Here is a 25394-nt window from a genome sequence, read left to right as displayed (position 1 = left end):
CTAAAATTCCAGCAAGCCGGAAGTTTTATCGATCAAATAGGAAATATTGGACTCAAGTTTTCTGCCCGCCCTATCCTGCCCCTGCAGCACCAGATTGGACAAAAATTCCTGCCCCCGCCGTTTAGCATGATCAAGGTTTTCCCCACGCACAATAGCCAGCGCAAGGTTGGGATCGAACTCTGTAGGAATCTCATAAGCCCGGTCAGTAGGAACCTGCGTATAAACTTCCAGCCAGTCCTGTTCCTGCCAGCCGAACTTCTCAATCGTGCCTACCCACGGGGCAAAATCTTTATCCGGATTTTCTGCAATAATGCGGTACTCAATAGCCACACCGGAGAGTTCAACATCCTGCTGACTGTAAATTATGGGATCACCAAGTCCGAGCCTGATCTGTTCACGGATAATGTTTACACCGTGCTCACCCTTGATGGCAGCGATTGCAGCTGAAACACCGTTTTCCACCTGAATGCGGGTGTTAACCTCCATGAGGAACGGCTCACCGCGCGGAGTTACAATCCATTCCCATGTGCCCACGTTATCATAATTAACAGCCCGTGCCATGGAGAGGGAGTGCTCGGTAATGCTTTCCAGCACCTCGGCCGCATTGAAAATGTAGTGTATTTCATTAGGAGCGAAACCGGGCGCAACCTCAATTCTCTTCTGGTTTCCACTGCTCTGAACCGAGCAGTTGCGGGTTCCGAAGTGAACATGTTTCTTTCCGCTGCGCTCGCAAACCACCTGAACTTCCAGATGGTTGAAGCCGTAGATGCGCTGCTCGATGAGCACGCCTTCATCATTGAACTGACGTTTGGCATAGTTGCGTATTCGGCGGTACACGGAGCGAAATTCATCCGGGTCATTGACTTCTTCAATGCCCATCCCCCCGCCCCCAGCCGAGGCTTTAACCATGACAGCAGGAGCCTGAAAGCCCTGCTCTCTCTGAAATGCAAAAAGGCTGTCTGCAAGCTCGACAGCCTCAAGTTCATCATAAATAGGACTGTCGGACCCTGGAACAGTGGGAACACCAAGCCTGCGTGCCAATCGTTTAGTATTGATCTTGTCGCCCAGCTCCTGAATAACCCGCCACGAAGGCCCGATAAAAATTAAAGGTTTTTCACGTCTTATCACCCGCCTCGCAAACCGGAAATCTTCGGCAAAAAAACCATATCCCGGATGAATAGCCGAGGCTCCGCTACAGTCCGCGACACTGAAAATCTCATTTGCGTCCCGGTATGAACTGATGCGGAAAAGACTTTCTTCTCCACCATGTTCGCGCGCAAACCGCACATGCCCACTCTCGCTGTCCGCCTCTGTATAAACGCAGACAAAATTCTGGTTTAACTCAAGACATGCCCGGGCAATACGAATCGCAATCTCGCCCCTGTTAGCGATAAGAACCTTGTGTTCACCTTTATACACAGCTCAACACCAACCCACTATCAAGACACGCCTTTTTTCTTGCGCAGCTGAATCATACGTTTCTGAACTTCAAGCACCAGTTTATCCAACCGGGCTTCCTGATATTTATCCAAATCGACATAAATACAGCCCATCAGCCCCTTACCGATATCGCGGACAATCTTAATATCGAGACCGGTCAAAAGCTCTTTTTTGCCAAGGACAAAATCCACTTTGAACTCCTCTTCCACTGAAAAAGAATCCTCTCCGGCAGAAAAAGCCAGACCGTTAACACTAAAATCCTTCACACTGTACGGTGCGGGACGCCCTTCAATCCTGAGGCCAAGCCCAGGAAGACTTGTCCTGAAAGCCCCTCTGGCCGAATTGCTCTCAAACGAAATATCCATTATTCTCTCCAATCATAAATTCAATAGATCAAAATCACCATTTTTTTACAGGCAATCTTAACAAAATCCCCAGCGATAAGACCATGTTTACCGCTTAAGTGAAATTTTAATTTTCATTAATTTTACAATCGTGCCTCTATGGCCCGGTCATCATCTTATCCAGAACAAATTCAACCCGGCGGTTGCGCTGGCGGTTACGCGTCGAATTATTGGGAACAAGAGGATCCATTTCTCCAAGCCCGGTTGCAGTGAGTCTGTTCGGCTTAATTCCGATTTTCATGAGGTATCGCAGAACATTTACCGCGCGTAATGAGGAAATTTCCCAATTGTCTTTCAACCTGCTCTTGCTGCTGGGCTGGGTATCGTCAGTATATCCTTTAATGTTGATATACTGGTCAGGATGCGTCACAAAAAAATTCTTCAAGGCCTTAACGGCAACGCGCCCTCTCTTGCTCAGCTGAACCTGTCCGGGCTCAAAAAGAACATCGGCCGGCAGTTTGATCGTAATTTTCCCATCCTCGAATTTTGCGCTCATTATCCCCTCCACACCCTTGGTAGTCTGGAGGTACTTAACGTCTTCAAATACCTTGCGCTGGGCCTTAATGATCTCCCGGCGGGTGACCACCTGATTGAGAATGGCACCAGCTTCTTCGCGGGAGACCTTGCTGGTGGCAATTTTCTGCAATTTGCCGCTGATGGATTTGCTGACGGACTGAAAAGTCATATCAAACTTTTTCGCATCAATCTCAGACATGGAATAAAGCAGGATAAAAAAGACCAGCAGCAGCATGGATAAATCCGCAAAAGTGGTTATCCACTCATTAGGCTCATCCTCATCATCTTCCTCTCCTACCAGCAACGATCCTTTCAGGAGTTCATCATCCATGGCTTAATCTCCTGATCTGTCCTTGGGTGCCTGAAAAGAAGAAAGCTTCTCATAAACCAGACGGGGGTTATTATTCTCAAGGATGGACTTGGCGCCTTCAAAAATGATCTCAAGATGCAGTTGTTCCTGCAATGTTCTGGCCTTAAGCTTTGCGCCGATGGGGATAAAAAGCAGGGTTGCCAGCAGGGAACCATAAAAAGTAGTCAGAATCGCAACAGCCATAGCCGGACCGATGGACGCGGGGTCCTGAAGGTTGGACAACATCTGGACCAGACCGATAAGAGTACCGAGCATTCCGAAAGCCGGAGCCAATCCTGCAAGACGTTTGTATACATCCTGAGCGATTTTATGACGCCTTCTCATGGCAGAAATTTCAATCTGCAAAGTGGCGCGGATGAGTTCGGGATCAGCGTTGTCCGCAATAAGCTGGCAGGATTTACGCAGCACAACATTTTCAGTCTGCACATTCTCAAGGGCGATCAGACCTTCACGACGGCTGATTTCAGCAACCTTGACCATGATGTTGACCACTTCGTTGACTTTAACCTTTCTGGAAGAAAAAGCCTTGAATCCGGCGACCATGGCCTGAATAACTTCTTCAAAAGGAAAGGCAACACAAATGGAAGCCAAAGTTCCACCGATAACGATCATCATACCGGGAACGTTGACAAAGACATCTACCGCCCCGCCTATAAAAATCGCACCGACAACAAGGGAAAGCCCGACCAGCATCCCGATTAAAGTGGAAAAATCCATAGAATCCCGTTCTCTTTTAAGTTACTAGTTAAGACGGACGACTGAGGAAAAGGCGCTGTTGATAGCTCCATCCGTACATTAAACCCGAAACTACGAGTAAAATAACCTATGACCTCCCCGGAATCTATATATACTATTAGCACCCATATACTAGAAAAGATAGATAATTTTCAAGCCTCTGCAATCGGGATCATTCTCGGCTCCGGTCTTGGAGAAGCAATAACCAAGCTGGATTCGGCAATTGAAATTCCCTACAGCGATATTCCCGGCTTCCCGCAGTCAACTGTGAAGGGACATTCCGGCAGTCTTGTATACGGCTTTATAGAAGGAAAACCAGTACTTGTATTCAGTGGACGTTTCCACATTTATGAGGGATACACCGCCCAGCAGGCCGTCACCCCGGTCCGTGTTATGGGGCAGATGGGCATCAAAAGAATTTTCATCACCAATGCTGCGGGCGCACTCAATCCCCAGTTCGACGCCGGGGACCTGATGCTGATCACGGACCAGATCAACTTCACCGGACACTCCCCGCTCACCGGACCCAACAATGATGACTGGGGACTGCGCTTCCCGGACATGAGCAAGGTATACTCCAGCGACCTGTGTGATATCGCCGTTGCCGCCGCCAAAGACAAAGGCATCCGTCTGGAACGCGGCGTCTACGTGCAGGTAACCGGGCCGAACCTTGAAACACCTGCCGAAACCCGTATGTTCAAAAGACTCGGAGCTGATGCGGTAGGTATGTCCACCGCTATTGAAGCAATCGCGGCCATCCACATGGGCATGGCAGTCATGGGCATTGCATGCCTGACCAACAAGAACCTGCCCGACTGCATGGCCGAAACCACCCATGAAGCGGTAATCGAACAGGCTGCCAAATCTTCAGCTTCCATGTCGGCACTGATCAGAGAAATTATTTCCCGGATGGATTAGCTTCGGACTGGCCGGGATGCCAGTTTTCCGGCTTTATCTGCCTGTTTCCCGATGTAATAAAAAAAGCCACGGAATCAATAGGCTGTATAAACGGTCCTTTTGATCCGTGGCATTTTCATTGCATCTGATTAAGCGTCGGCAAACTCCTGCAATATTGCTCATATTTAAAAACAGGAAACTTTCATGAAAGGCAGAAAAACAAGTTTAATCATAGCACTTGCCGCGCTTCTGGCTCTTGGTGCCTGCTCCGGTTTTCAGGACCGCACTCTGGACTATCTCGGAAAGCGTCCCACAACCGGCCCTTTTTTCGAAGAAGACAACACCCCGATGGTGGAGCTCAACTACGCTGCTGCGGATAGAATTTCCGACCAACTGTCGGAACGCCTACCTCTCGGCTCCCCGATTACTGTGACCATGTTCAGACTTCGCAGTAACCCCATACAAACTGATTTTGCCAAAATCCTCACCGAACAAATGGCCTCACGGATTGCCCAACAAGGATTCGCCATCGTTGCTGACAGCTCCCGTTTCCCCATGGCTCCCGTGGCGAAAGATATTGCCCCGCCCGAAAAATGCGTGCTTGCCGGAGCCTACTCTGTCGGAAAAACAAAAATATTTATTACCGCAGCAGTGACCACAATTTCTGATGGTGAAATTCTCGGTTCATGGGACTGGGCCGTACCGCTCAACTCGAAGACCAGATCGTTGTTGCCTATCAAGGAAGACCCGTTTATCACGCCCATGGTTAACACTTCCGGGCCTATGGAAAAAAGAGATTCAGCAAGTGCTCACCCGCAATCGGATTACATTCCTGATGAATTCAATAACCAGCCCAGCTTTGAGCAAGACATCATGAATTAGCTGATTGTTTTCTGCCAGCCTAAAAATCCACGGGGAGTTTCCAGTCACATTGACCGGAAACTCCCCGTTTCTGTTTATTAGTTGGTAGGAGGTAGATGAAACTTGGTAATATTTTAAAGCGGAACAGGCTGGTCAAGAGTTGTCTTGGCCTTAAGCTGCCCGGTCCTGGTGAAAACAATTTTCTCGGCCGGGATATCCGCACCGGAATTCTTCAGTGCCTTCATAATAATGAGGCTGAAGTTAGCACAACAGGGCACTTCCATTTCCAGCACTGTGATGGAATTCAGGCCGCTGGTGGCAAAGATCTCGGTCAAACGCTGTTCGTAAAGGGCCACGTCATCAAACTTGGGACAACCCATCAGTACCTTCTTACCCGGCAGAAAACGCTCATGGTAACCGGGAACTGAAACCGCCACACAGTCAGCGGTCAACAACAGATCTGCGCCCTTGAGGAACGGCGCGTCCGCAGGAACAAGTCTGATCTGGATAGGCCAGTGGGTCAGCTGTGAAGGCCCTGCTTCAGCATCGGTAGGCACATTTGCCTGCTGGCAGGGAGAAGCAGCCGGAGCGAAAGCTTCAATTCTGGAACCGGAACAACCGCAGCCGCCGTGCGCAGGCTTAGCACTGCCCAGACGCAGGCTCTCAGGCTCAGGCATGTGGTTAGGAATTGCACGCCCCTGCTCGGTCAGCAGTTCTTTAACTGCTTCAGGATCAAAGTCGTCCGCTTCGACTTCAATAACCTTGAGTGCGCCGGTGGGGCATTCGCCTAGACAGGCACCAAGGCCGTCACAATATTTTTCCGCCACCAGCTTGGCCTTGCCATCAATAATCTGCAATGCGCCTTCTTCACAGCCGGGAACACACTGGCCGCAACCGTCACAAAGCTCTTCGTTAATGCTGATCATCTTACGTAATACTTTCATTTTATATATCCTCCTGTGCCGTGCCATGTAGGCCTCCGGCGGCCCTGCGGGACTTAGGATTTGATGCGCTATGCGCTTTTTTGTTGAATATGCCTTCGGCGACCCTGCCGGGGGCCTTAAACCCTTTTTGAAAAAAGGGTTTAAGAATCCCAAAAACTTTTAGTTGTTTAAGGCTAGTATCAATTCTTAAATTGTGCCGTAGGGGGATTAAGCCCTGGGCGAAAATTTGTATAAAATCATTTACTGGCGGTCTACCGGGTAAAAATAAATTGAGAAGTTAAATAAAATCTTCCGGGACAAAGAGCGACAGCTTGTTAAAAGGTTCTGAAGGGGTGGGGTCTGGGGAGGGGAAACTCTTGCAAGAGTTTCCCCTCCCCAGCCGCCGGAGGCATTCTCTAACCGAGAATTGCCTTGAGGTCTTCTTCAGGTGTGCTGATAGGCATAATGTTGAAATTTTCAACGAGGAAGTTCAGCACGTTGGGGGTTACGAATGCAGGCAGAGAAGGCCCGAGGCGGATGTCCTTGATGCCGAGGTGCAGCAGGGTCAGCAGGATGGATACTGCTTTCTGCTCGTACCAGGACAGGATCATGGACAGGGGCAGGTCGTTGACGCCGCATTCAAATGCATCAGCAAGAGCTACTGCGATCTGGATTGCGGAATAAGCGTCGTTGCACTGCCCGATATCCAGCAGACGGGGAATGCCGCCGATGTCGCCGAGCTGCTTGTCAAAGAAACGGAACTTACCGCAAGCGAGGGTCAGGATGATGGTATCCTTGGGAGCCTGCTCTACGAAATCGGTGTAGTAGTTACGGCCGGGCTTGGCACCGTCGCAACCGCCGACGAGGAAGAAATGCTTGATGGCACCAGCTTTCACGCCTTCGATAACCTTGTCTGCCACGCCGAGAACGGTGTTGCGTGCGAAACCGCAAAGAACTTTGCCGTTGTCGGTATCAGCTTCGAAACCGGGCAGTTCTTTTGCTTTTTCGATAACTGCGGAGAAGTCACCGTTGGCAACATGGGTAACTCCGGGCCAGCCGACGAGGCCGGTGGTGTAGATATTGCCCTTGTAGCTTTCAACAGGCTTCTGGATGCAGTTGGTAGTCATGAGGATAGCACCGGGGAATGCTGCAAATTCCTTGGCCTGATTCTGCCATGCGGTTCCGTAGTGGCCGTAAAAGTGATCGAACTTCTTCAGCTCGGGGTAACCGTGGCAGGGCAGCATTTCACCATGGGTATAAATATTGATTCCGGTTCCTTCGGTCTGCTCAAGAAGCTGGCGGAGGTCTTTAAGATCGTGACCGGAAACGAGGATGGCCTTGCCAGCCTTAGCACCGAGAGGTACTTCAGTAGGTACGGGATGGCCGTAAGCGCCTGTGTTACCTGCATCAAGCAGTTCCATTGCTTTAAGGTTCATTTCACCGCACTTCATGGCGAGGCCGACCAGCTCTTCCATGCCGAGCTGCTGGGGAACAGCGGCGAGACAGTCATGGATCTGGGCGTAAAGCTCATCGTCTTCCTGACCGAGGATAGCGGCATGGTCAACGTAGGCGGATACACCCTTAAGGCCGTATACAAGAATCTGCTTAAGGGAGCGCAGATCTTCATTTTCATCAAAGGAAGTTACGGGGAATGCTTCGCCCTGCTTGCTGAGTTCAGCGGCAGTAGCAGCAACAACTGTTACAGGACCACAGTCAGCTTTAACCTTGGAGGCCAGATCATCGCGTGCAGCTGCAACGTTCTTGATTACCGGAACGAATCTTTCGTCATCAAAGTTGACGTTGGTCAGGGTGGAAAAAACACCTTCAGCGGTCAGGCGGTTGATCTCGTTAGAAACTTCAACGCCCTCCTTGCGGGCAGCGGTAGCTACGGTTCCAAGCTCAACCAGAACCTGCACAAGAAGATCCTGAATGGCGGAAACTTCGTTGGTTTTTCCACAGACACCTTTAACGGTGCAGCCCTGTCCCTTTGCAGTCTGTTCACACTGGTTACAAAACATTTTCAACTCCTTTGAAGGTAATTGGTTTTCAGCTTCTTCATTACCGAATATGGAAACAACTTTTTTAAGAACTTGATTCAGGTCAAAACCCATAATTTTTTCTCCCTTCCCGTTTAATTTTTCCAAATTTAAACTGAAGGCGGTCTATCCGCCCCGCCTTCAGGATTGATCTCTCATTCGTTGAGTCCAAACTAGGAAAAGGAGCTGCAAAAGTATTTGATTCAGGTCAAAGATGACAATTTTTCTAAATTTTATTCTTCCCAGTGAATACAATTGGTCGGACAAATATCAATAGCCGACTCAATGCACTCTTCGTCTGCTCCTTCCGGATTATGTACCTGAGCAAGATCTCCGGGCCCCATGGTGAAAACATCGGGGCACTCTTCAACACACGCTTCACAGCCAACACATTCATCAACGTCGACAACAACAGTACGAGTCATAGTATTCTCCTTATTCAGCTTCACGCACTTTGCAACGGTATAACACTGACACAGCACAAAAGTGCCTGAAACTATTTTTCTCAATCTTCTTAACACTTGCTTAATAATAACTATTACTAAGAGATTGTAAAGAAAAATCCAGCAGTTAGAATACGCTAAATTCTCGCGACCCCTAAAAACAAGTCATGCAAAGAAATAACTGCGGTCAAAAATACTTTTCTGGAAATTTCGGATGAAAGAAACGGGAATTTATAACCGAGGCTGCCACCTTTACAGCTGGAAATACAATCCCCGCACAGGGTGCAGGATATTCCGGGACGCCCGGCTTCGATGTCTTTACGGTTGAGTGCACCATAACGGCAGACCTTAGTGCACTTCATGCATTTGCAACAGCTGCTTGCAATCTTCAACCGCCACGGAGACAACTTGCCCAGCAGATTTGAAACAATCCCCATCGGACAAAATGTGCTGCAATGGACCATCATGCCCATTTCGCGGGAGAAAACCAGCATAACCAAAACACTGATCAAGCCGAGTTGAGAAGCAGCCCATACCGCAACAACCGGAGAAATACCGCTCACACGCATTCTCCAAGCGATCCCGACAACAAGAATCAGTAACAAAAGCCGTACCCAGACCAGCCGGGGATTAAAATCCTTTGCAGGCTTTTTGCTCCCTTTACGGCTGAAATAGTCATCCCAGGCCCCGATGTAACAGAGATAACTGCACCATGCCGCACCGACCAGCAAAACCGAAACGGTAAAAAGAATAGGCATGAAGAAACCGGAACCGCGATAAACAGGTCCGGCTGCAATTAGTGCCGGTATGGGCAGGTGCAGACTTCCAGTCATGAGAAAAAGATCAAGCCCGGCCAACCCCAGTGCCAATTGTCCGAAAAAGACCACTGAGAAAAAAGCCCATATCCGGGGCCGTATTATTCTGGCCCCTTCAGGGCTAAACATTTTACTGCCGATCCACGAACCATAGAAAGCCAGCAGGAAGATCTCCGCCCTGCCCCAACCGGGGAAAAAGCGGTCGACGAGAAATATGGGAAAGGAAACCTTGGTCCGGGTTATCTCAAGCAGCAATACGCTGAGCAGAAAAATTGAAGCCCTGAAAATCCCCTGTTCATCATTGCGGTTGTATCGCTCCCTGCCGGACGGAGAAAAGCAATAGGCCGCCGAAAAAATTGTAAGAGCAAAAAGCCCCCCCATAATCACAGCCAGCCTGACCCAATCTCCTCCGGTAAAGATGCGCAGGCTGATCAGGGCTGTACCATTGTCCAGCCAGATCAAAGCCCCGCAGCCGAGCAACACCCCGCAGACATTTCCCGCCCAGCGTTCGCGGCTTAATGACAAAGCTGCCGAACCGAGCAGAAAAACACACAAACCGTTGTCGCCGCCGCGCAGCGCATGGGCTGCCAGCAAAATAAATGAAAGGGAGACAAAAATGAGGCCCGCCACCTTACCTTCCCGGGTTAAATTTCAGATTCTATTCAAGCAGGAGCTTATCATGACCGACACGTTCCATAACCCAACCGAACCTCTTTCCGTCCACATAATTTTCCATCCATATCTTCATACATCTGGAAATGAGGTCCAGCACTTCTTCACTCGTATAAACACCGGGAAGTTCCGATGCGAGACGGGGATGACGTCCCAGTCTTCCGCCCACCAGAAAACGCCATCCACTGCGCGAGCAGGAAATAACTTCAGTTGGGCAGACATTAGTACAATAACCACAAACTAAACATTTTTCACGGGTTATAACCACTTTTCCATCAACAATCTTCATGGCTTCATCTGGACAGGCTCGAACACACTCTTCACAGCCGATACAGCCGTCATGATCAATTACCGGAACACAGGCCCGGATTAACCCGATATCCGCAATATGCGGACGTGAACATCCATTGGGACAGGCAGCAGCACTGACAGAAACCATTTTGTGACGGTTGATTTGTTCCCCGAAACGCCCGTGCAAAAATTCAGGCCAACCGCTGGCGTTGATGGTTTCTTCAATAAGGCCGGCAAAGTCATCATCCACAAACAAGGCAAAACGGCATCCGTCAGTCCCGGAACCGCGACAGACATTAATAATTGATATTTTATCCATGATATTCCCTTTCTTCGTTTAATCAGTTAGTTAAGCATAGAACATTAATTTGACTCAAACCCTGACTTAAGTCATTTACCGCTCATCATTAATTATAAAAGAATATTGTAATGAAAAAGACACATAATCTAGACAAGATAAGCCTTTTTGCAGGACTGAGCAGCGAGCAGCAGGAAAAAATAGAACAAATCATCGTTCCACGTGAACTGAAGAAAGGTGAGCAGATTTTTACCGCCGGAAGTAACGCCACAGGATTCTACAGCATTGTAGCAGGCAAGGTAAAAATTTACCGGGAATCACTTGCCGGCAAAGAGCAGATTATCCACATTTTCGGACCCGGAGAAATTTTCGGGGAAGTCCCTGTCTTTCAAGGAACGAACTACCCCGCAAGCGCAGTAACTTTAAATAAATCCACCCTGCTCTATTTTCCGCGTGACCGTTTTGAAAAAGTAATCCGCGAAGACCCGGACCTCGCCATGTCCATGCTGGCCCTGCTTTCCGGCAGACTGCGCCAGTTGGTGAATCAGGTTGCAGCTCTCAGCCTGAGCGAAGTACCGGCAAGACTTGCCAGCTACCTGCTCCTGCTTAAATCAACCCAGAATTCCACCAAGTTGGAACTGGACCTGCCCAAAGGGATTATCGCTTCATATCTGGGAACCATACAGGAGACCCTGTCCCGCGTATTCAAAAAAATGAGCGAGCAAGGGCTTATCAAGGTTGAGCGTAAAACAGTCGAAATTATCGACGAAGCCGCACTGGAACTTATCGCCAGCGGCGAAGAACAGCTTTAGGAGCCGCACTTGTAAAGGTCGTTCAAATCCTCTCTGGCCTGCTTTACCAGTGTGGCGATCTGGGGTTTGGAGTACTGGCGGTTGGCTCCTACGGCCTCACCTTTGTGCAGCAGTTCATCTGTGATCAGTGAAGAGAAAAGATAGACAGTCAGGTCGCGCAGGTTGGGGTCTTCTTTAATGCTCTTGGTCAGGGCATGACCGTCCATTCCCGGCATTTCAATGTCCGAAACAACCAGCTGAATAAATTCAGAAACGTGAATACCGGTCTTGGCCACTTTCTGCGAAATTTCTTCGAGGGCTTTCCATATTTCAATGCCGTTATGATACGCATCTACTTCAAACCCGCCCCGCTCCAGCGACATTTTAACCAGATTACGCATGGACCGGGAATCATCGGCACAAAGAGCCTGATAAACACAATCGACTGACTCTTCCACTTCCTCTATAGCGGCTTTATCCCGCGCGGGATTCAAATCTTCCATTGCCTGCTCAAGGTCAAGAACCTGCAGGATGCGGTCAGGGTTGGTCAACTTTACAGTACCGATAATGGTCCCCTCAGCATATTTAGCCATATTTCCCTGCAGAGATTCAAGGTCCTGCCAACTGACCCGGTGAATGCGGTTGACCCCGGAAACAAGAAAAGCGCTGACAACTTCATTAAACTCTGTGACCAATACCATACGGCGGTCTTTGGAGACAGGTTCCATGCGCAGCCAGCCGCTGAGGTCGATAAGTGGAATGACAGATCCCATAAACTCAAACATGCCCATCACCAGCGGATTCTGCGGATCTATCCCGGCTGTTGCCTGAGAACTTAAACCTTTCTGCCTACGCCCGGAAAAATTTTTCAGGTCAGTCTCACGGACAATCTTTTTTACTTTCGCGACATTCAGCCCGAAAGACCAACGCTTATAAGTATCCCCCTCTCCTTCATCAAGATAGAGTTCCAGAAGTTCAACCTCATTGGTGCCGGATTCAAGCAGAATTCTGTTCCCCGTCATTATTGGCTTTCCCCTAAATTCACTTTAAAATCTTACTCGGGTTTTAAAATCACTTACTCAGTTACAGTACCAATGCATTACAGTCTAGCCCCCGCGCAAAAAAAGCACCAGATTGCCATATAGTTAACTGTTTATTTTCCTTTTGAGTTCACTTAATATTTTATTAAAGACCGGAGTCCAATCTCCCGGATTTTTCTGACGAAAGAGAGTCATGCTCGGATACCATGGAGAATCCTTGCGCTTGCGCATCCAGCGCCAATCAGGATTGTAAGGAATAGCAACCCAAACAGGAAGATTCAACGCACCAGCCAGATGTGCAACCGATGTATCCACAGTAATAATCAAATCGAGCTGAGCCATTATTTTCGCGGTATCAGCAAAATCTTCACAACCGCTGCCAAGCTCGCGAATCAGAAAACCACAGCCGGACTCTTCACGCTGTGCTGTTTCAGGACCTTTTTGCAAGGAATAAAGAGTCACCCCCGGGATACTGGCTAAAGGCAGAAAATTTTCAATACTTACCGAGCGATTATGATCATTCTTGTGAGTAGGTTTTCCGGCCCAGACAATACCGACCTTGAATTTAGTGCCCTGCGGTACATGCACCGGGAACCCGGCATCGCCGGGCGGCTTAATGTAAGGACATTGACGGGGAATACTGTCAATATCGTGCTGAAAAATACGCGGTAGGCTGATCAGCGGAATCTGCACATCAAAATCAGGAATCCTATCGCCTCCGGCAATAACTTTGTGAACCCCGTCCATGCCTTCCAGCAGGGAAAGCAACTCCGGCTGACATTCAAAAACAACCTTTCCTCCTCTCTCGGCCACAAGGGGTAGATAACGACAGAAGTTCAAAGTATCCCCGAAGCCCTGCTCGGAATAAACAAAAATAGTCTTATCTTTCAGGGAAGAGCCATCCCACAGCGGCTGGCGGAAATGGCGGGCAGTGATTTCCTCGCGTTTCCAACGATATTCGTACAGCTCAAAGCCATTCACAAAATCTCCCTTGGCAAGCTGCGCGAGTGACTTGTCCCAGTTGATGCGGTCATCACCGGGCTTAAACTTCAAACAGTGGTTAAACAGGCGAATAGCTTCATCCAGCTTACCCATATCCTGCAAAACAAGCCCGAGATTGTAGTAGGCATCAATAAATTTCCGGTCCAACTCAATAGCCCGGCGATGGCAGACAACAGCTTCTTTAAGCCGCCCCAACCTGCGCAGAACATTGCCCAGATTGCTGTATGCACCGGGACTGTCCGGCTTAACCGCGATGGCCCGGCGGTAGCAGGCTTCCGAAGCTTTGAATCTATCCTGCGCCCGTAAAGCCACTCCAAGGTTGGTCAGCAGAACCGGATCATCAGGTAAAAGGCTTAAAGCCATGGTATAATGGTTAATCGCCTCATTATATTTTTTCGCCGAATGGGCCTTAATAGCTGCAAGAAAAACTTCCTTCACCTTAGGCGGTACAGTATCAATCCAGTTCGGTTCTTGTTTCTCCGTCTTTACGGAAGCTGCTTTGCTGCTCATCGTTCCCTCATTGCATATGACAAGGAGCCCATAAACGGTTCAAGGATATACTCCATGACTGAACGGGTTCCGATATGAATCCCGGCTATCACGCGGATACCGGGGAAAAGCTTGTAGTAATTCCCTTCGTGCTCAAAATAGTCATTATCGGTTTCAATGCGCACCCGGTAGTAGGTCACTCCCCGGTCAGTGGAATCGGCATCCGGGCTGATATTAACCACATGACCGTCAATGTTACCGAAACGTGCGGCATCCCCGGAGGCCAGCTTTACCACGGCTTTCTGTCCATCCTTTACATATCCGATATCACTGATCGGCAGACGGGCTTCGATGACCAGTTTGTCCCCGGCCGGAACAATATCCATGATCGTTACACCGGGCCTTACGACCTCACCGATACTGACCACGTAAAAGGTTTTGATGACACCATCTACGGGAGAACGAATGATGGTCCGGTTCAGGTTATCCGCAAACTTCCGCTGACGCTGGGAAAGCTCATCAAATTCCCTGCGGTCTTCCTGTAATTCCTCTCGCACAGAGGCCAGATGCGAATTCTTTATCTCACCGATATCTGCCTTGGCCTGAGCCAGTGCAGAGCGGGCCTTACCAAGCTTGGCGGAATCTTCTTCAATAGCACTCTTGAGCTTCGATTCTTCTTTGAGAAAACCAAGGTGCTTGTAGCGCGAGGTCAAGCCGTCTTCCAGCAGTCCGGCACTGATCTTGATCTGCTCCCGCAGAAGCTTCAAGCTGTTAAGTGAATTTCGCTGCCGGGATGTAATCTGTTTGATATCCTGCTCCCGCTGTTTGATCTTCTCCCGCTCGGAAAGAAGATCGCTCTCAAGACGGGCCCTGCGGGTCTGGAACAGCTTCAGTGATCTTTCTATCAGGGATGGAAATTTTTCATAAATATCTCTGGGATATTCCGGGGCAACAAGTTCCTTATCTTCAGCCTCAAGACGGGCGATATTGACCCTCAGCGAAGTAACCCTGACTTCAAGTTCTTCAACATTGGAATCACTGGCGGTTGCTTCAAGAACGACCAATTCCTGTCCTTTGGTAACATTCTCACCTTCACGAACATTGATCTTTCTTATGATGCCGCCCTCAAGATGCTGCACGGGCTTAACCCTTGAACTGGGTATGACTTCACCTTCGGCCTGACTGACAATATCCAGCTGAAAAAAACAAGCCCAGCCAAAAAAGCACAAACACATGGCAATGCACAAAAAAAGAAAAAAATGGCTGGCGGCTTTAACCTGACCGGAAGATTCGGAATTCATATTGCTCACTGGGCAACTCCGTCCTTGGAAGATTCTGTTTCACCGGCCTGCATATCTTTTTTAGGGAAAAGTACCTGCGGCTTAGGCTTCTGGCTGAGGTCAATAATTATGTCGGCCCGCTGCATAAGGCGCATATCCTGCGAAACTATGATCATGGTCTTCTTGGCTTTGACCATACTCTGGATAATCATATCCATCGCCCGCAACCCTTCAATATCAAACCCCTCGGCAGGCTCGTCAAGAACAGCTACCGCCCCCTGCACAGAGAGCGCACGGGCAAGAGCCAACCGACGGCGGATACCGACCGCAAGCTCGGCCCCTCCATTCTTCACCTGTGCATCCAAACCTTCCGCGCTAGTATCGAGATATTTCTTAAGCCCGGCAATTTCCACAACCCTTTGCAGCCGCTCATCATCCATCTCAGGATTATTGAGACATATATTTTCCCTGATGGTGGCATTTAAAAATGTCGGTTCCTGCGGAAGATACATGACCTGCCTGCGCCACCACGGAGCCGCAAGCTGACGAATATCGACCCCCCCAGCCAGAATCTGACCGCGACCGGGATCAATAAGCCCCAGCAGCAGGCGGACAAGCGAAGTCTTTCCGGCTCCGTTATGTCCGGTGATAATCACGACGTCACCCGGCTCAATGCGAACATCAAGACCTTCAAAAAGCGGTCCGGTGGAGCCGGGATAAGCAAAACCGAGGTCTTTCATTTCAAGTGCTCCCCGGTAGCCTTTAAGCTCCGTTCCGGTCTCTGATTCAAGCGGCTGGCGCACAAACTCCTGCAGGGACTGCATCATCTGCCCGGCCTGCGCGATCATAACCCGTGACTTCATGAAGGAAGCGGAAACAGCAAGAGCCTTACCGGAAAGAATAGAAGCACCGATCAAGCCACCGGTTGTCATGGACCCGGCCACAACCTCGCGCGCACCGACAGCATAAACAGACACGCGTAACAACATAGCAAGACTCTGCAACACAGCCTGGCCACGGGTTCCGCTCTGGACCATATCACGCTTGATCTGCTGCAGTTTGTCCATCTGGGTCTGAAACATACCGTTCAGGAAAGAACGCCCGCCAAAGGCCCGCACAGTATCTGCCCCACTGATGGCATTGGCAAGATTTCCCCGGTGGACGACAGACTCGTTACGCATGACATCATTCATACGCTTGCCGCGCCTCATGTTCAGCCAACCCGCAAGAAGAGTACAGGCTATAGCCACCATGGTAATCAGGGCCAGCACCGGACTGAGAAAAAAAGTCGCACCCACAAAAAGGATGAAAAACGGCATATCCAGCACAGAACAGACAACCGAAGCATCGTATCCTGCCTGAACCACCTGAATTCCGCCCATGAGTTCATGAATTCGAGCCGCCGGGATGCGGCCCAAGGTATTCATTTTAGCACGGGAGAGGCAGCCGAGAACGGTATCGGCCAACATTTTATCAGGTCTAACGTTGATTGCCGAAGCAAGCTGAACCCGGACTACAGTAAAAGCATGGTTCATCACCCCGGCAATGAGCATCCCCACAGTCAGGGTAATCAGTGTGCCGTCAAAGCCATAACCCACGTAGCGATTCAGGACCTGAATTACAAAAATAGGCGAGGCCAAGGAAAGAATATTGATAAATAAAGAGGCAAGACAAATCTCAAAAGCCAAAAAAGGGTGTAGTGACAATCTTCTCAGCAATTCTCTCATACATCTCGTCCTCTGTACCTATGCAAAATTATATTAACCGGAAAAAGAAAATTCCATGAGCATGCACACATGGAATTTTCAATAAAATTTCAGCTGACGTTTAGAATCTATTTGAACACGTCAATATTCATCAGACCCATTTCATAAAGAAGTTTGTAGGCATAAGTAATGTTATCAATATCAGCGGTAACACTGGCACTGGTTGCTGTAGAGTAGTCTCTTTCACCGACAAGGATATCGAGCAATTCGACCTGTTCGCCAGTCGCCCTCTTTTTCTTGATCAGTTCAAGAAATTCCGCAGTGATATTAGCCTGAGTTCTGTACAGCTCGGCATTCTTACGCAAGGTCATGAGTTCCAGCCATGCATTACGGACTCTTTCTTCTACCTCGCGGCGGACATCAAGAGTAGCCTTGCGGACTTCGCGGACATTGGCCTTTGCAGCCTGCATGCCCTGATACTCGTAAAGACCGCTGAAACCGGAATAGCTGACTTGAAAAGTAGCTTTATTCTCAGTTCTAACGCCGTCTGCGCCCTGATCCTGCTCTCTTCTCTTGCCTTCCAGCACGAATTCAAACTTCGGGAAAAGGGATGCTTCCTGAACACCCACATCATGGTTCAATCTTTCCTGAGTGAACTTGAGCTGCAAAAGCATGGGGTTCTGAGCCTGAGCCTGAGAGATCGCATCATCAAGGGATGCGGGCATGTAGGTGGCAGGCATGGAAACGGGAACCATTTTCTCAATTTCTTCAACAGTCACCGGAAAGCCGTATACAGCTTTAAAACGGTTGCGTGCAGTCTGCAGCGAACGTTCAACTGTAACCCTGTATGAAGTTGCCCCGGCGAGCTGTGCCTTGATCTGCAATTCCTTGTAGGAAAGACCTGCACCACGTTTAACAAGGGTTTCTTCCATACCGGAAAGACGTTTCATGCTTTCTTCGGACTGCACAGCGTATTTCAGGGTTTCTCTGGCCCTGATAATATTCAGATAAGCTTCAACACCCTGAATCATGAGCTGCTGTTTGGTCTGCTCAAGCACAGCCTTATATTCGTTCAGCAATGCTTTGGTGCTATCGATATTACTGTTTACACCACCGAAGTCGTACAGCATCTGAGTTGCCTGAAGACGCTCTTCGTTACGGCCTTTTGTTGAACCGCCGCCGGGTTTATCGATTTCTTCACGACCACCTTCAACAGAGACATCAAAAGAAGGAGTCCAACCGGACCAGCTCTGCGAAACAAGGTGTTCTGCTGATTCCACGCGGGCTTCAGCGGACTTGATACGATCATGGGTAGATAAAAGATCCTGCAGGATATTTCGAAGGTAGGGAGCACCGTCAACCTGCTCCGGGTTCATGGGAGCCATCTCAGGCTGGGCATAGGCAAAGCTAAAGCTCCCCAACATTAGCAATGCAACCAGTCCAAGAATCAAAGACTTCATTTTCATAACAACCAAACCTCCAAAACATAAAAATATTAAGGACTTATCTCCTTAATAAATACACTTCTTTTTTATATCCTCTTTATATATATAAATTTCATTGAAAAATCTAGATGATTCATACATATATAAATAGTATTTAGTTATATTTACTAACATCATAACTCAAAATTAAAATCTTAGGAAATAAAATGCTGGGTATCCTTAAAAAGATCACTGGGGCAGACTCATTCTTCCTTATTATTACGGGCTTGGCGGTTTCCTTTCTGGTTGCTGCCCTTTATATTTTCCAGCCGCCCATCCTGCAATTTGTCGACTATAAAATATACGACCAATATATGCGCTCCAGCCCGGCAGGCAAGAAAACCAACATCCCCGTCATTGTTGATATTGACGATGAAAGCCTTGCGGAACTCGGACAGTGGCCCTGGCCGCGCTATCGTATGGCCCTGCTGCTGGCAAAGATCCAACAGGCGGGAGCCCTTTCCACCGGGCTTGATATTCTCATCGGTGAACCGGACCGAACCTCCCCGGCCACCATTAAGAACAGCCTGCGTCAGGAATTGGGGGTAACCGTTGATTTCAAGGGCCTTCCCCAAGGCTTGATGGATAATGATATGGTTCTGGCTGACGTATTGCGTCAGGGCCGCTATGTACTTGGATTTTATTTTGATTTTATGGAAGAGGAGAAAGATCCTTCAGTCAAGGCGCAGCCCTGCTTTGCCAAACCTGTCTCCATCGCCCAGATCAGAGCCAAGGGAGCCCCGGAACTCAAGGATCTGACCCTTAATGCTCTGGACGCAATCTGTCCGCTCCCGGTACTGGCAAAGGCTTCTCCTCTTTGCGGATTCTACAACACCATCACCGACTATGACGGTGTGGTCCGCCGTGTTCCGCTGATCATTTCCCTAAATGGTAAGCAATATCCGAGCCTCGCCCTTGCCACGCTCATGAAGGCTATGGGCCGCAAAAACATCCTCGTCAAAACCAGCTCCATCGGCATAGAATCCATCAGGCTCGGCAAAACAACCATCCCGGTGGATGCCAAGGGCCAGATGATGATCCGCTACCGCGGCGGCATGGCCGAGTTCCCCTACTACAGTGCCAAGGATATCCTGAACGGCAAAGTCGGCGAGAAGGAACTGAAAGGTAAAGTAATTTTCATGGGAACCTCCGCCGCAGGCCTGCGTGATCTCAGGGTTACACCCTTTGCATCTGACTATCCGGGCGTGGAAGTTCACGCCACCATCGTTGACAATATTCTGACCAAAGATTTCATCCTCAAACCGGACTGGGTTCCGGGTCTTGAGCTGCTGCTGGTGCTGGTGGCCGGTATAGTTTCAATGGCTTTGCTTACATGGTCCCGCTCATTATGGATGATCATACCTATTGCAGCCATGGGTGCATCAATTGTCTACGGTTCACTTTATATTTTCAGGGAATACGACGCCTACCTCACACCCATGTATTCGCTCATCGTACTGGGCCTCAACTTTACCCTGCTCACATTGATCAAATTCTGGCGCGAAGAAGGGCAGAAGAAATTCCTGCAAGCAACCTTCTCATCCTACCTCGCCCCGGAACTTATCGACGAGATGTTCAGCAACCGCGAGATGCCGGAGCTGGGTGGTGAAGCAAGGCAGATTACCGCTTATTTCACCGATATCCAGAGTTTCTCCACCTTCTCGGAAAAACTGACCGCGCCGCAGCTTGTTGAGCTGCTCAACGAATACCTGTCGGTAATGACCGACATCCTCATTGAAGAAAAAGGAACCCTCGATAAATATGAAGGTGATGCAATCATCGCCTTTTTCGGCGCGCCAATGGATGTGCCGGACCACGCCCTGCGCGCCTGCCGCGTTGCAGTAAAAATGCAACGGGCCGGGAACGAATTGCGCGACAAATGGGCCAAGGAAGTACAGCTCCCGGATGAACCGGACCGCAACACCAAGAACTTCCCCGAAGAGCAATGGGCCAAGGGCGAAAAATGGCCCAAGGTCGTGCACAACATGCGTACAAGAATCGGTGTAAACTCCGGTGAAATCGTAGTTGGCAACATGGGTTCATCCATGCGCATGAACTACACCATGATGGGTGATGCCGTTAACCTAGCCGCCCGTCTGGAAGAAGGGGCAAAGCAGTTCGGTATCTTCAATGCTGTTTCGCATTTCACGCTGGAACAGGAAGTGGAAGTAGACGGAGAAACCCGCAAGGTAATTAATCTGGTAGAAGCGAGACTTATCGATAACATTCAGGTTGTCGGTAAAAACGAACCCGTGCGCATCTACGAGCTGGTAGCCATGAAAGGCGAGCTGACCGAGAGCGAAGAAATCCTCTTCGATCTCTTCAACAAAGCCCGCGAAGAATACGTCGCCCAGAACTGGGACAAGGCTATCGAAATCTACACCGAAGCCAATAAATATGAACGCTACGACGACACCAAGCACACCCCCTGCGAGGTCTTCATCAAGCGCGCCGAAGAACACAAGATCAATCCGCCCGTCCCCGAAGGCGAAGTTTGGGATGGGGTTTATCGGATGACTAAAAAGTAAAACGCAACAATGCCCGTTTAGTGAAAAATTATCCGGTAATATTGACAATTGCCGGAGAATGAAGAACTTCACGTGTATAACTTTGCGAGGAAAACATGAAATTACTGATCGAGAATTTTTACAATATAAAGCACGCCGAACTGGATTTCAAAAAGTTCAACATACTAATCGGCCCGCAGGCTGCCGGGAAGAGTTTGATTGCGAAGGTGTTGTATTTTTTTGAAGAAAGCCTACTCACGCAAAATCTAGAAGAAACATTTGAATCCGACACGCACTTAACACAAAAGAAAATCCTTGATCTATTCAACAACATTTTTGAAACACACACTCTGAGCAATGATTTCGGATTAACATTTACAACTCGTGATGATGCTAAATACACCATAACATCAGAAGGTTTTCATAAACATGGAAATCATAAAACAGAAAAGCAGACCATCATAGAAACAAAACAGTTCATAGAAAAAGCCCTAGATGAATCTGTAAAGACAGAAGCATTGATGACAGGCAAAAGTGAAAATGAAATATTAGGCAAAAGAAAACAAAACATAATTGAGGATATCCAGAAAGAATTAATTCATGGAATCACAACGTCAATGGGGAAAATACACATATTTATCCCGGCATCAAGATCTTTAGTTAACATTATAGCTGATAATTCATTTTGGGTTGATAATGACAACATAGACATCTTACTAAAAAGATTTGGAAGAATTTATTCTCAAGATATTCATAAATTGACAAAAAATGATTCCTTCTCATGCCCTCCTTTAAATGATGTACTAAAAGGTAAAATATACAAACTAGATAAAAAATATATCGTCGCCAATGATAGTAACGCTGTAAGTTTAGGGAATGCGTCTTCTGGACAACAAGCTGTCATACCTTTAGTCGTTGCGTTAAATAGCCCAGACAAAAGAGCTACACATAAATATATAGAAGAGCCAGAAGCGCATATTTTCCCCGCAGCGCAACAACAACTCATCAAATATATTGCAAAAATACACAACAACGAACTTAGTATGGTAACCCTCACAACACACAGCCCCTACATCCTTACTGCAACCAACACCCTGATTTACGCTGGTACTGTGGGCAAACAGAGCGAAGAAAAAGCAGCTAAAGTCCGTGAGATTATCCCGGAAGACCAATGGCTGAATGCTGAAGACGTAGCCGCGTGCATGGTTGAAGCTGACGGAAGTGTAAGATCAATATTTGATGAAGAAACAGGCTTGATTGATGCAGACAGCATTGATGATGTCTCAGACGTCATAGGCAGCGAATTCAACAAAATTCTTGATATTGAATTTGAAGAAGAGGCTGGCGATGCCTAAGGAATGCGAAGAAAACCTCAAGAAAAAAATTCATCTTCTAGAAGATAGAAAAACAGGATCAAAAGCATCAGTCAAACTTGAGAATAAGTCCCAATCAAAATTCACAGTCATTAACTTTGACGGCTGCGAAATGAAAAACAAAACAGCCTGCGACTATGTGGTAACCACTGCTAAGCGAGCTATCTATGTAGAACTCAAAGGTTCGGATGTGCGCAAGGCTCACGAACAAGTACTTGTAGCTGTTAAGCACTACAAAAAAGATCATAATTCAAAAAACAAAACCGGAATAATCGCTTTTACAGGCAGGCCGAAAGAAACCAGTTTTTTGCAGAAGCAAAAGCGGTCATTAATGCTTAAGCATAAGCTGAAAATGATATGTGAACGTTCTCCAATCACACATAAGCTATAAAAACAAACTCCCCCCGCCGCAAAACGACAGGGGGAGTTCCTTTTAATCAGACAAATTGGGGAGAACAAATATTAAAAACCACGGCAACAGAAACCAGAACAGTAACGAAAGTAAAGAAACAGATTGCCGCTGAGGCTGCGCCACCGTGTAGGTATATCCATGCCCGCACTGCGGACACTTGTCCGGCAGGTCAGAAATGTCCGCGCCACATTCTATGCAATGAAACTCTTCCATAACTGACACTCCCCCAATTTTTTATTAAAGGGACTTGGCTACGACATACACCGTAGCGCATCAACTAACTACCGCACCCGAAAAACACGCGCCCCCTCGGAACTGTCTTCCACGTTGAAGCCAAGTTCGAGCAGCTTGTCGCGCAGGGCGTCGGCGGTGCTGAAATCCTTTTTGACGCGGGCAAGCTCGCGCTGTTCAAGGAGGTCTTGTGCTTCTTCGGGCAGGGAAACGAATGGTACTGGCATGGCTTCATGGTCGAGAATGCCTAGGATTTCATCAACTTCGAGCAGCTGGTCGAGGCAGAATTTAGCTTCCTTGGCAGAAAGTTTTCCGTTGCCGAGCTGCGAATTGATAGTCTTGGTAAAGCTGAACAGGATCGGCCAGAAGCGGTGCAGCATGAGATTATCGTTCAGGGCCTGTGAAAGACCGGACTTGAGGGTGAAAACCTCCTGATCGATATCTTCGGAAACCTCACCGGAATTCCCGGCATGGACGCTTAAGCCTGCGGCGAGATCCTGCAATTTCTGCTGATTCTTGACCCACATGGAAATGGACTGATCGCTGCAAACCAGAGGCTTTTTATATGAAGATGACAGCATCCACAGACGCACGGCAATAGGCTGACCGGACTGCTCGATGAGTTCATCAACGCAGGGCAATACCGAACCGCCGGGCAATACCGGCTGGGCGACCATCCATGCCTGAGGGGATACCCCTGCCCCGGCCCAGATGGCGCGCAGGTTTTCAAGATGCGGAAAACGGTGGATTTCACCGGCCAAAACGAGGCTGACACCGGGCAGACCTTCAAGGGCAGTCACCGCCTGCTGCATGAACCAGCTGGGACGCACGTTGCCCCACTCGGTTTCAATGATGTCTCCGAGCTTGAGGTCCTGCAAAGTCGCACGTTTGAGCAGGGTGAAATCGCGCGGATTTTCTTTGACGTAATCATCCATATCAACGGTCTTGCCGAGGCTGACCTTGTCGATATCCATGTTGGACATCTGCCCGTAGCCTTTGTCGCGGGAGATGTCGAAATATACGGACCGCAGCTTTTCATAAGCCAGACCGTGGGCCAGTAGAGCGCGGCAGAGTTCAACAGTGCGGTCCACGGATTCCGAAGCCCGCTCAAAACGCATGGTTTCACGCACTCCCAGCAGATGCGCTGCCTTGCGCACGGCAGTGGAGATCTCGCCGGCAAAGACTTCGCGGTTCACCCCCCGCTCGCGGGAGGCCGCCAAAGTCTGGTCCTCAAGGTCAGCCAGCCCGACCAGCGCGGAAACCTTTGTGCCTTCCCGTTCAAGATGGCGGGCCAGCACATCCAGCAGCACTATGCGCCGGAAGACTTCAGGATCGTAGGGATTATCAAAAGACGGTCCCATGGTGAACAATCCGGTCTCCGCTTCGGAAATGGAAAGCACCCGATCCTCACCGCTGCTGTGATCGAAAAGCTTGGGGCCTTTGAGCACCTGCGGGCGGAATAAGGGAGTGGAAAGATAACGCTCGCCGCCATCAGGGAAAATTGTAACCACCAGACCGTCTTCAATCTCGGAAGCAATGGCAGCGGCCCCGGCCATGGCTGCACCGGAACTCATGCCTACAAAGACGCCCTCCTCCTTGGCGAGACGGCGACAGGCTTCGAAAGCATCGTTATCCTGCACCCGGATAACGCGGTCCAGCTTCTGCTTGTCGTAGATGCCGGGAGGATAGGATTCCTGCATGTTCTTCAGGCCCTGAATCTTGTGGCCCGGTTCAGGCTCCACGGCGATCATCTGGATATCTTTATTGAGCTCCTTGAGCCGCTTGGTGATGCCCATAACTGTTCCGGTTGTGCCCAGACAGGCGACCACGTGAGTGACCTTGCCTTCAGTCTGATCCCAGATTTCCTGCCCGGTTCCTTCATAATGGGCATCAATGGACGCTTCATTATTATACTGGTCCATAAGCAGATATTTTTCCGGCTCCTCGCGGTAAAATCGGTAGGCCTGTTCAATGGCTCCGTCCGTGGCAAGGTGTCCGGGGGTGAGCATGATCTCGGCCCCGTAGGCTCGCATGATCATCTTGCGCTCTTCGGAGGCAGTCTCAGGCATGATCAGCATCAGCTTATAGCCGCGCACAGCACAGGCCATAGCCAGCCCGATCCCGGTATTGCCGGAGGTAGCCTCGATGATGATTTTATCCGGGGTAAGCTCCCCGCTACGCTCGGCTTTGCGGATCATGGCCCCGGCAGCGCGGTCCTTGATGGACCCTCCGGGGTTCATAGCTTCCAGCTTAGCCAGAATCTTGACATTTTTATTGGGATTGAGAACCCGCATTTCAACAAGAGGGGTTCCGCCAACGAGTTCAAGAATATCACGAGCAAACATTTTACTTAATCCTTTCAGCTATTTATCTTTAAG

Annotated in this window: 21 protein-coding genes; 6 read left to right on the top strand and 15 right to left on the bottom strand. The window is 49.0% G+C overall.

What is annotated here, in order from left to right; all coding sequences use genetic code 11:
* The 4 genes from ACNI29_RS13485 to ACNI29_RS13470 form a co-directional block, all read right to left on the bottom strand.
* Positions 1-1419, bottom strand: coding sequence for an ATP-binding protein (locus ACNI29_RS13485; RefSeq protein WP_419778888.1), 1419 nt, complete (start codon positions 1417-1419; stop codon positions 1-3).
* A 20-nt stretch (positions 1420-1439) separates the two neighbouring features.
* Entirely contained in the window at positions 1440-1805 is a 366-nt protein-coding gene (locus tag ACNI29_RS13480; RefSeq protein ID WP_419778887.1) for a PilZ domain-containing protein, read from the bottom strand.
* A gap of 136 nt (positions 1806-1941) precedes the next feature.
* Complete coding sequence (locus ACNI29_RS13475) at positions 1942-2691, bottom strand: OmpA/MotB family protein (protein ID WP_419778886.1); 750 nt, start codon at positions 2689-2691, stop codon at positions 1942-1944.
* Positions 2692-2694: 3 nt separating this feature from the next.
* Positions 2695-3447 (bottom strand): motility protein A, encoded by a 753-nt coding sequence (locus ACNI29_RS13470; RefSeq protein WP_419778885.1) that lies wholly within the window; start codon positions 3445-3447, stop codon positions 2695-2697.
* A gap of 108 nt (positions 3448-3555) precedes the next feature.
* Between ACNI29_RS13470 and ACNI29_RS13465 the strand changes: the two genes are divergently transcribed.
* Complete coding sequence (locus ACNI29_RS13465; RefSeq protein WP_419778884.1) at positions 3556-4383, top strand: purine-nucleoside phosphorylase; 828 nt, start codon at positions 3556-3558, stop codon at positions 4381-4383.
* Positions 4384-4566: 183 nt separating this feature from the next.
* Positions 4567-5244 (top strand): hypothetical protein, encoded by a 678-nt coding sequence (locus tag ACNI29_RS13460; RefSeq protein ID WP_419778883.1) that lies wholly within the window; start codon positions 4567-4569, stop codon positions 5242-5244.
* 113 nt (positions 5245-5357) lie between these two features.
* Here the strand turns inward: ACNI29_RS13460 and ACNI29_RS13455 are convergent, their stop codons facing one another.
* The 5 genes from ACNI29_RS13455 to ACNI29_RS13435 form a co-directional block, all read right to left on the bottom strand.
* The gene (locus ACNI29_RS13455; RefSeq protein ID WP_419778882.1) at positions 5358-6167 is read right to left on the bottom strand and encodes an ATP-binding protein; all 810 of its coding nucleotides are present in this window, start codon (positions 6165-6167) and stop codon (positions 5358-5360) included.
* Positions 6168-6562: 395 nt separating this feature from the next.
* Positions 6563-8164 carry a hydroxylamine reductase gene (gene hcp / locus ACNI29_RS13450; protein ID WP_419782111.1) on the bottom strand — a complete coding sequence of 534 codons (1602 nt, stop codon included), beginning with the start codon at positions 8162-8164 and terminating at the stop codon, positions 6563-6565.
* A gap of 251 nt (positions 8165-8415) precedes the next feature.
* Positions 8416-8607, bottom strand: coding sequence for a ferredoxin (locus ACNI29_RS13445; RefSeq protein ID WP_419778881.1), 192 nt, complete (start codon positions 8605-8607; stop codon positions 8416-8418).
* Positions 8608-8762: 155 nt separating this feature from the next.
* Entirely contained in the window at positions 8763-10070 is a 1308-nt protein-coding gene (locus tag ACNI29_RS13440) for a 4Fe-4S binding protein (protein WP_419778880.1), read from the bottom strand.
* A 28-nt stretch (positions 10071-10098) separates the two neighbouring features.
* Entirely contained in the window at positions 10099-10722 is a 624-nt protein-coding gene (locus tag ACNI29_RS13435) for a 4Fe-4S binding protein (protein ID WP_419778879.1), read from the bottom strand.
* A 110-nt stretch (positions 10723-10832) separates the two neighbouring features.
* Between ACNI29_RS13435 and ACNI29_RS13430 the strand changes: the two genes are divergently transcribed.
* A complete protein-coding gene (locus ACNI29_RS13430) occupies positions 10833-11513 on the top strand; it encodes a Crp/Fnr family transcriptional regulator (RefSeq protein ID WP_419778878.1) in 681 nt (226 codons plus the stop codon).
* Here the strand turns inward: ACNI29_RS13430 and ACNI29_RS13425 are convergent.
* The 5 genes from ACNI29_RS13425 to ACNI29_RS13405 form a co-directional block, all read right to left on the bottom strand.
* A complete protein-coding gene (locus ACNI29_RS13425; protein ID WP_419778877.1) occupies positions 11510-12514 on the bottom strand; it encodes a chemotaxis protein in 1005 nt (334 codons plus the stop codon). The genes ACNI29_RS13430 and ACNI29_RS13425 overlap by 4 nt on opposite strands.
* Positions 12515-12637: 123 nt before the next feature.
* Entirely contained in the window at positions 12638-14044 is a 1407-nt protein-coding gene (locus tag ACNI29_RS13420; protein WP_419778876.1) for a tetratricopeptide repeat protein, read from the bottom strand.
* Positions 14041-15324 (bottom strand): HlyD family type I secretion periplasmic adaptor subunit, encoded by a 1284-nt coding sequence (locus tag ACNI29_RS13415; protein WP_419782110.1) that lies wholly within the window; start codon positions 15322-15324, stop codon positions 14041-14043. The genes ACNI29_RS13420 and ACNI29_RS13415 overlap by 4 nt, the downstream gene beginning before the upstream one ends.
* Before the next feature lie 5 nt (positions 15325-15329).
* Positions 15330-17030, bottom strand: coding sequence for an ATP-binding cassette domain-containing protein (locus ACNI29_RS13410; RefSeq protein WP_419778875.1), 1701 nt, complete (start codon positions 17028-17030; stop codon positions 15330-15332).
* Between the two features lie 107 nt (positions 17031-17137).
* The gene (locus ACNI29_RS13405; protein ID WP_419778874.1) at positions 17138-18475 is read right to left on the bottom strand and encodes a TolC family protein; all 1338 of its coding nucleotides are present in this window, start codon (positions 18473-18475) and stop codon (positions 17138-17140) included.
* Between the two features lie 185 nt (positions 18476-18660).
* Between ACNI29_RS13405 and ACNI29_RS13400 the strand changes: the two genes are divergently transcribed.
* The 3 genes from ACNI29_RS13400 to ACNI29_RS13390 all read left to right on the top strand — a co-directional run bounded on the left by ACNI29_RS13400 (position 18661) and on the right by ACNI29_RS13390 (position 22764).
* Complete coding sequence (locus ACNI29_RS13400; protein WP_419778873.1) at positions 18661-21021, top strand: CHASE2 domain-containing protein; 2361 nt, start codon at positions 18661-18663, stop codon at positions 21019-21021.
* A 95-nt stretch (positions 21022-21116) separates the two neighbouring features.
* On the top strand, positions 21117-22355 hold the full coding sequence (locus tag ACNI29_RS13395; RefSeq protein ID WP_419778872.1) for an AAA family ATPase: 1239 nt from the start codon (positions 21117-21119) through the stop codon (positions 22353-22355).
* Complete coding sequence (locus ACNI29_RS13390; RefSeq protein WP_419778871.1) at positions 22348-22764, top strand: hypothetical protein; 417 nt, start codon at positions 22348-22350, stop codon at positions 22762-22764. The genes ACNI29_RS13395 and ACNI29_RS13390 overlap by 8 nt, the downstream gene beginning before the upstream one ends.
* A 302-nt stretch (positions 22765-23066) precedes the next feature.
* On the opposite strand, the gene ACNI29_RS13385 is transcribed toward ACNI29_RS13390, so the two are convergent.
* Positions 23067-25361 carry a cysteine synthase gene (locus ACNI29_RS13385; protein ID WP_419778870.1) on the bottom strand — a complete coding sequence of 765 codons (2295 nt, stop codon included), beginning with the start codon at positions 25359-25361 and terminating at the stop codon, positions 23067-23069.
* Between the last annotated feature and the right edge of the window lie 33 nt (positions 25362-25394).

The sequence above is a fragment of the Maridesulfovibrio spiralis (SeqCode) genome (assembly GCF_048571135.1).
Classification (GTDB): Bacteria; Desulfobacterota; Desulfovibrionia; order Desulfovibrionales; family Desulfovibrionaceae; genus Maridesulfovibrio; species Maridesulfovibrio spiralis.
Note: the sequence above shows the minus strand (reverse complement) of the source record. Positions and strands in the feature narration are given on the sequence as shown.

What these genes read in the sequence shown, in the direction of transcription:
- ACNI29_RS13435 (WP_419778879.1), bottom strand. Translation starts at nt 10,722, where the DNA reads ATGGATAAAATATCAATTATTAATGTCTGTCGCGGTTCCGGGACTGAC.
- ACNI29_RS13425 (WP_419778877.1), bottom strand. Translation starts at nt 12,514, where the DNA reads ATGACGGGGAACAGAATTCTGCTTGAATCCGGCACCAATGAGGTTGAA.
- ACNI29_RS13430 (WP_419778878.1), top strand. Translation starts at nt 10,833, where the DNA reads ATGAAAAAGACACATAATCTAGACAAGATAAGCCTTTTTGCAGGACTG.
- ACNI29_RS13395 (WP_419778872.1), top strand. Translation starts at nt 21,117, where the DNA reads ATGAAATTACTGATCGAGAATTTTTACAATATAAAGCACGCCGAACTG.
- ACNI29_RS13475 (WP_419778886.1), bottom strand. Translation starts at nt 2,691, where the DNA reads ATGGATGATGAACTCCTGAAAGGATCGTTGCTGGTAGGAGAGGAAGAT.
- hcp (WP_419782111.1), bottom strand. Translation starts at nt 8,164, where the DNA reads ATGTTTTGTAACCAGTGTGAACAGACTGCAAAGGGACAGGGCTGCACC.
- ACNI29_RS13470 (WP_419778885.1), bottom strand. Translation starts at nt 3,447, where the DNA reads ATGGATTTTTCCACTTTAATCGGGATGCTGGTCGGGCTTTCCCTTGTT.
- ACNI29_RS13385 (WP_419778870.1), bottom strand. Translation starts at nt 25,361, where the DNA reads ATGTTTGCTCGTGATATTCTTGAACTCGTTGGCGGAACCCCTCTTGTT.
- ACNI29_RS13460 (WP_419778883.1), top strand. Translation starts at nt 4,567, where the DNA reads ATGAAAGGCAGAAAAACAAGTTTAATCATAGCACTTGCCGCGCTTCTG.
- ACNI29_RS13415 (WP_419782110.1), bottom strand. Translation starts at nt 15,324, where the DNA reads ATGAATTCCGAATCTTCCGGTCAGGTTAAAGCCGCCAGCCATTTTTTT.
- ACNI29_RS13390 (WP_419778871.1), top strand. Translation starts at nt 22,348, where the DNA reads ATGCCTAAGGAATGCGAAGAAAACCTCAAGAAAAAAATTCATCTTCTA.
- ACNI29_RS13410 (WP_419778875.1), bottom strand. Translation starts at nt 17,030, where the DNA reads ATGAGAGAATTGCTGAGAAGATTGTCACTACACCCTTTTTTGGCTTTT.
- ACNI29_RS13480 (WP_419778887.1), bottom strand. Translation starts at nt 1,805, where the DNA reads ATGGATATTTCGTTTGAGAGCAATTCGGCCAGAGGGGCTTTCAGGACA.
- ACNI29_RS13400 (WP_419778873.1), top strand. Translation starts at nt 18,661, where the DNA reads ATGCTGGGTATCCTTAAAAAGATCACTGGGGCAGACTCATTCTTCCTT.
- ACNI29_RS13420 (WP_419778876.1), bottom strand. Translation starts at nt 14,044, where the DNA reads ATGAGCAGCAAAGCAGCTTCCGTAAAGACGGAGAAACAAGAACCGAAC.
- ACNI29_RS13455 (WP_419778882.1), bottom strand. Translation starts at nt 6,167, where the DNA reads ATGAAAGTATTACGTAAGATGATCAGCATTAACGAAGAGCTTTGTGAC.
- ACNI29_RS13405 (WP_419778874.1), bottom strand. Translation starts at nt 18,475, where the DNA reads ATGAAAATGAAGTCTTTGATTCTTGGACTGGTTGCATTGCTAATGTTG.
- ACNI29_RS13465 (WP_419778884.1), top strand. Translation starts at nt 3,556, where the DNA reads ATGACCTCCCCGGAATCTATATATACTATTAGCACCCATATACTAGAA.
- ACNI29_RS13445 (WP_419778881.1), bottom strand. Translation starts at nt 8,607, where the DNA reads ATGACTCGTACTGTTGTTGTCGACGTTGATGAATGTGTTGGCTGTGAA.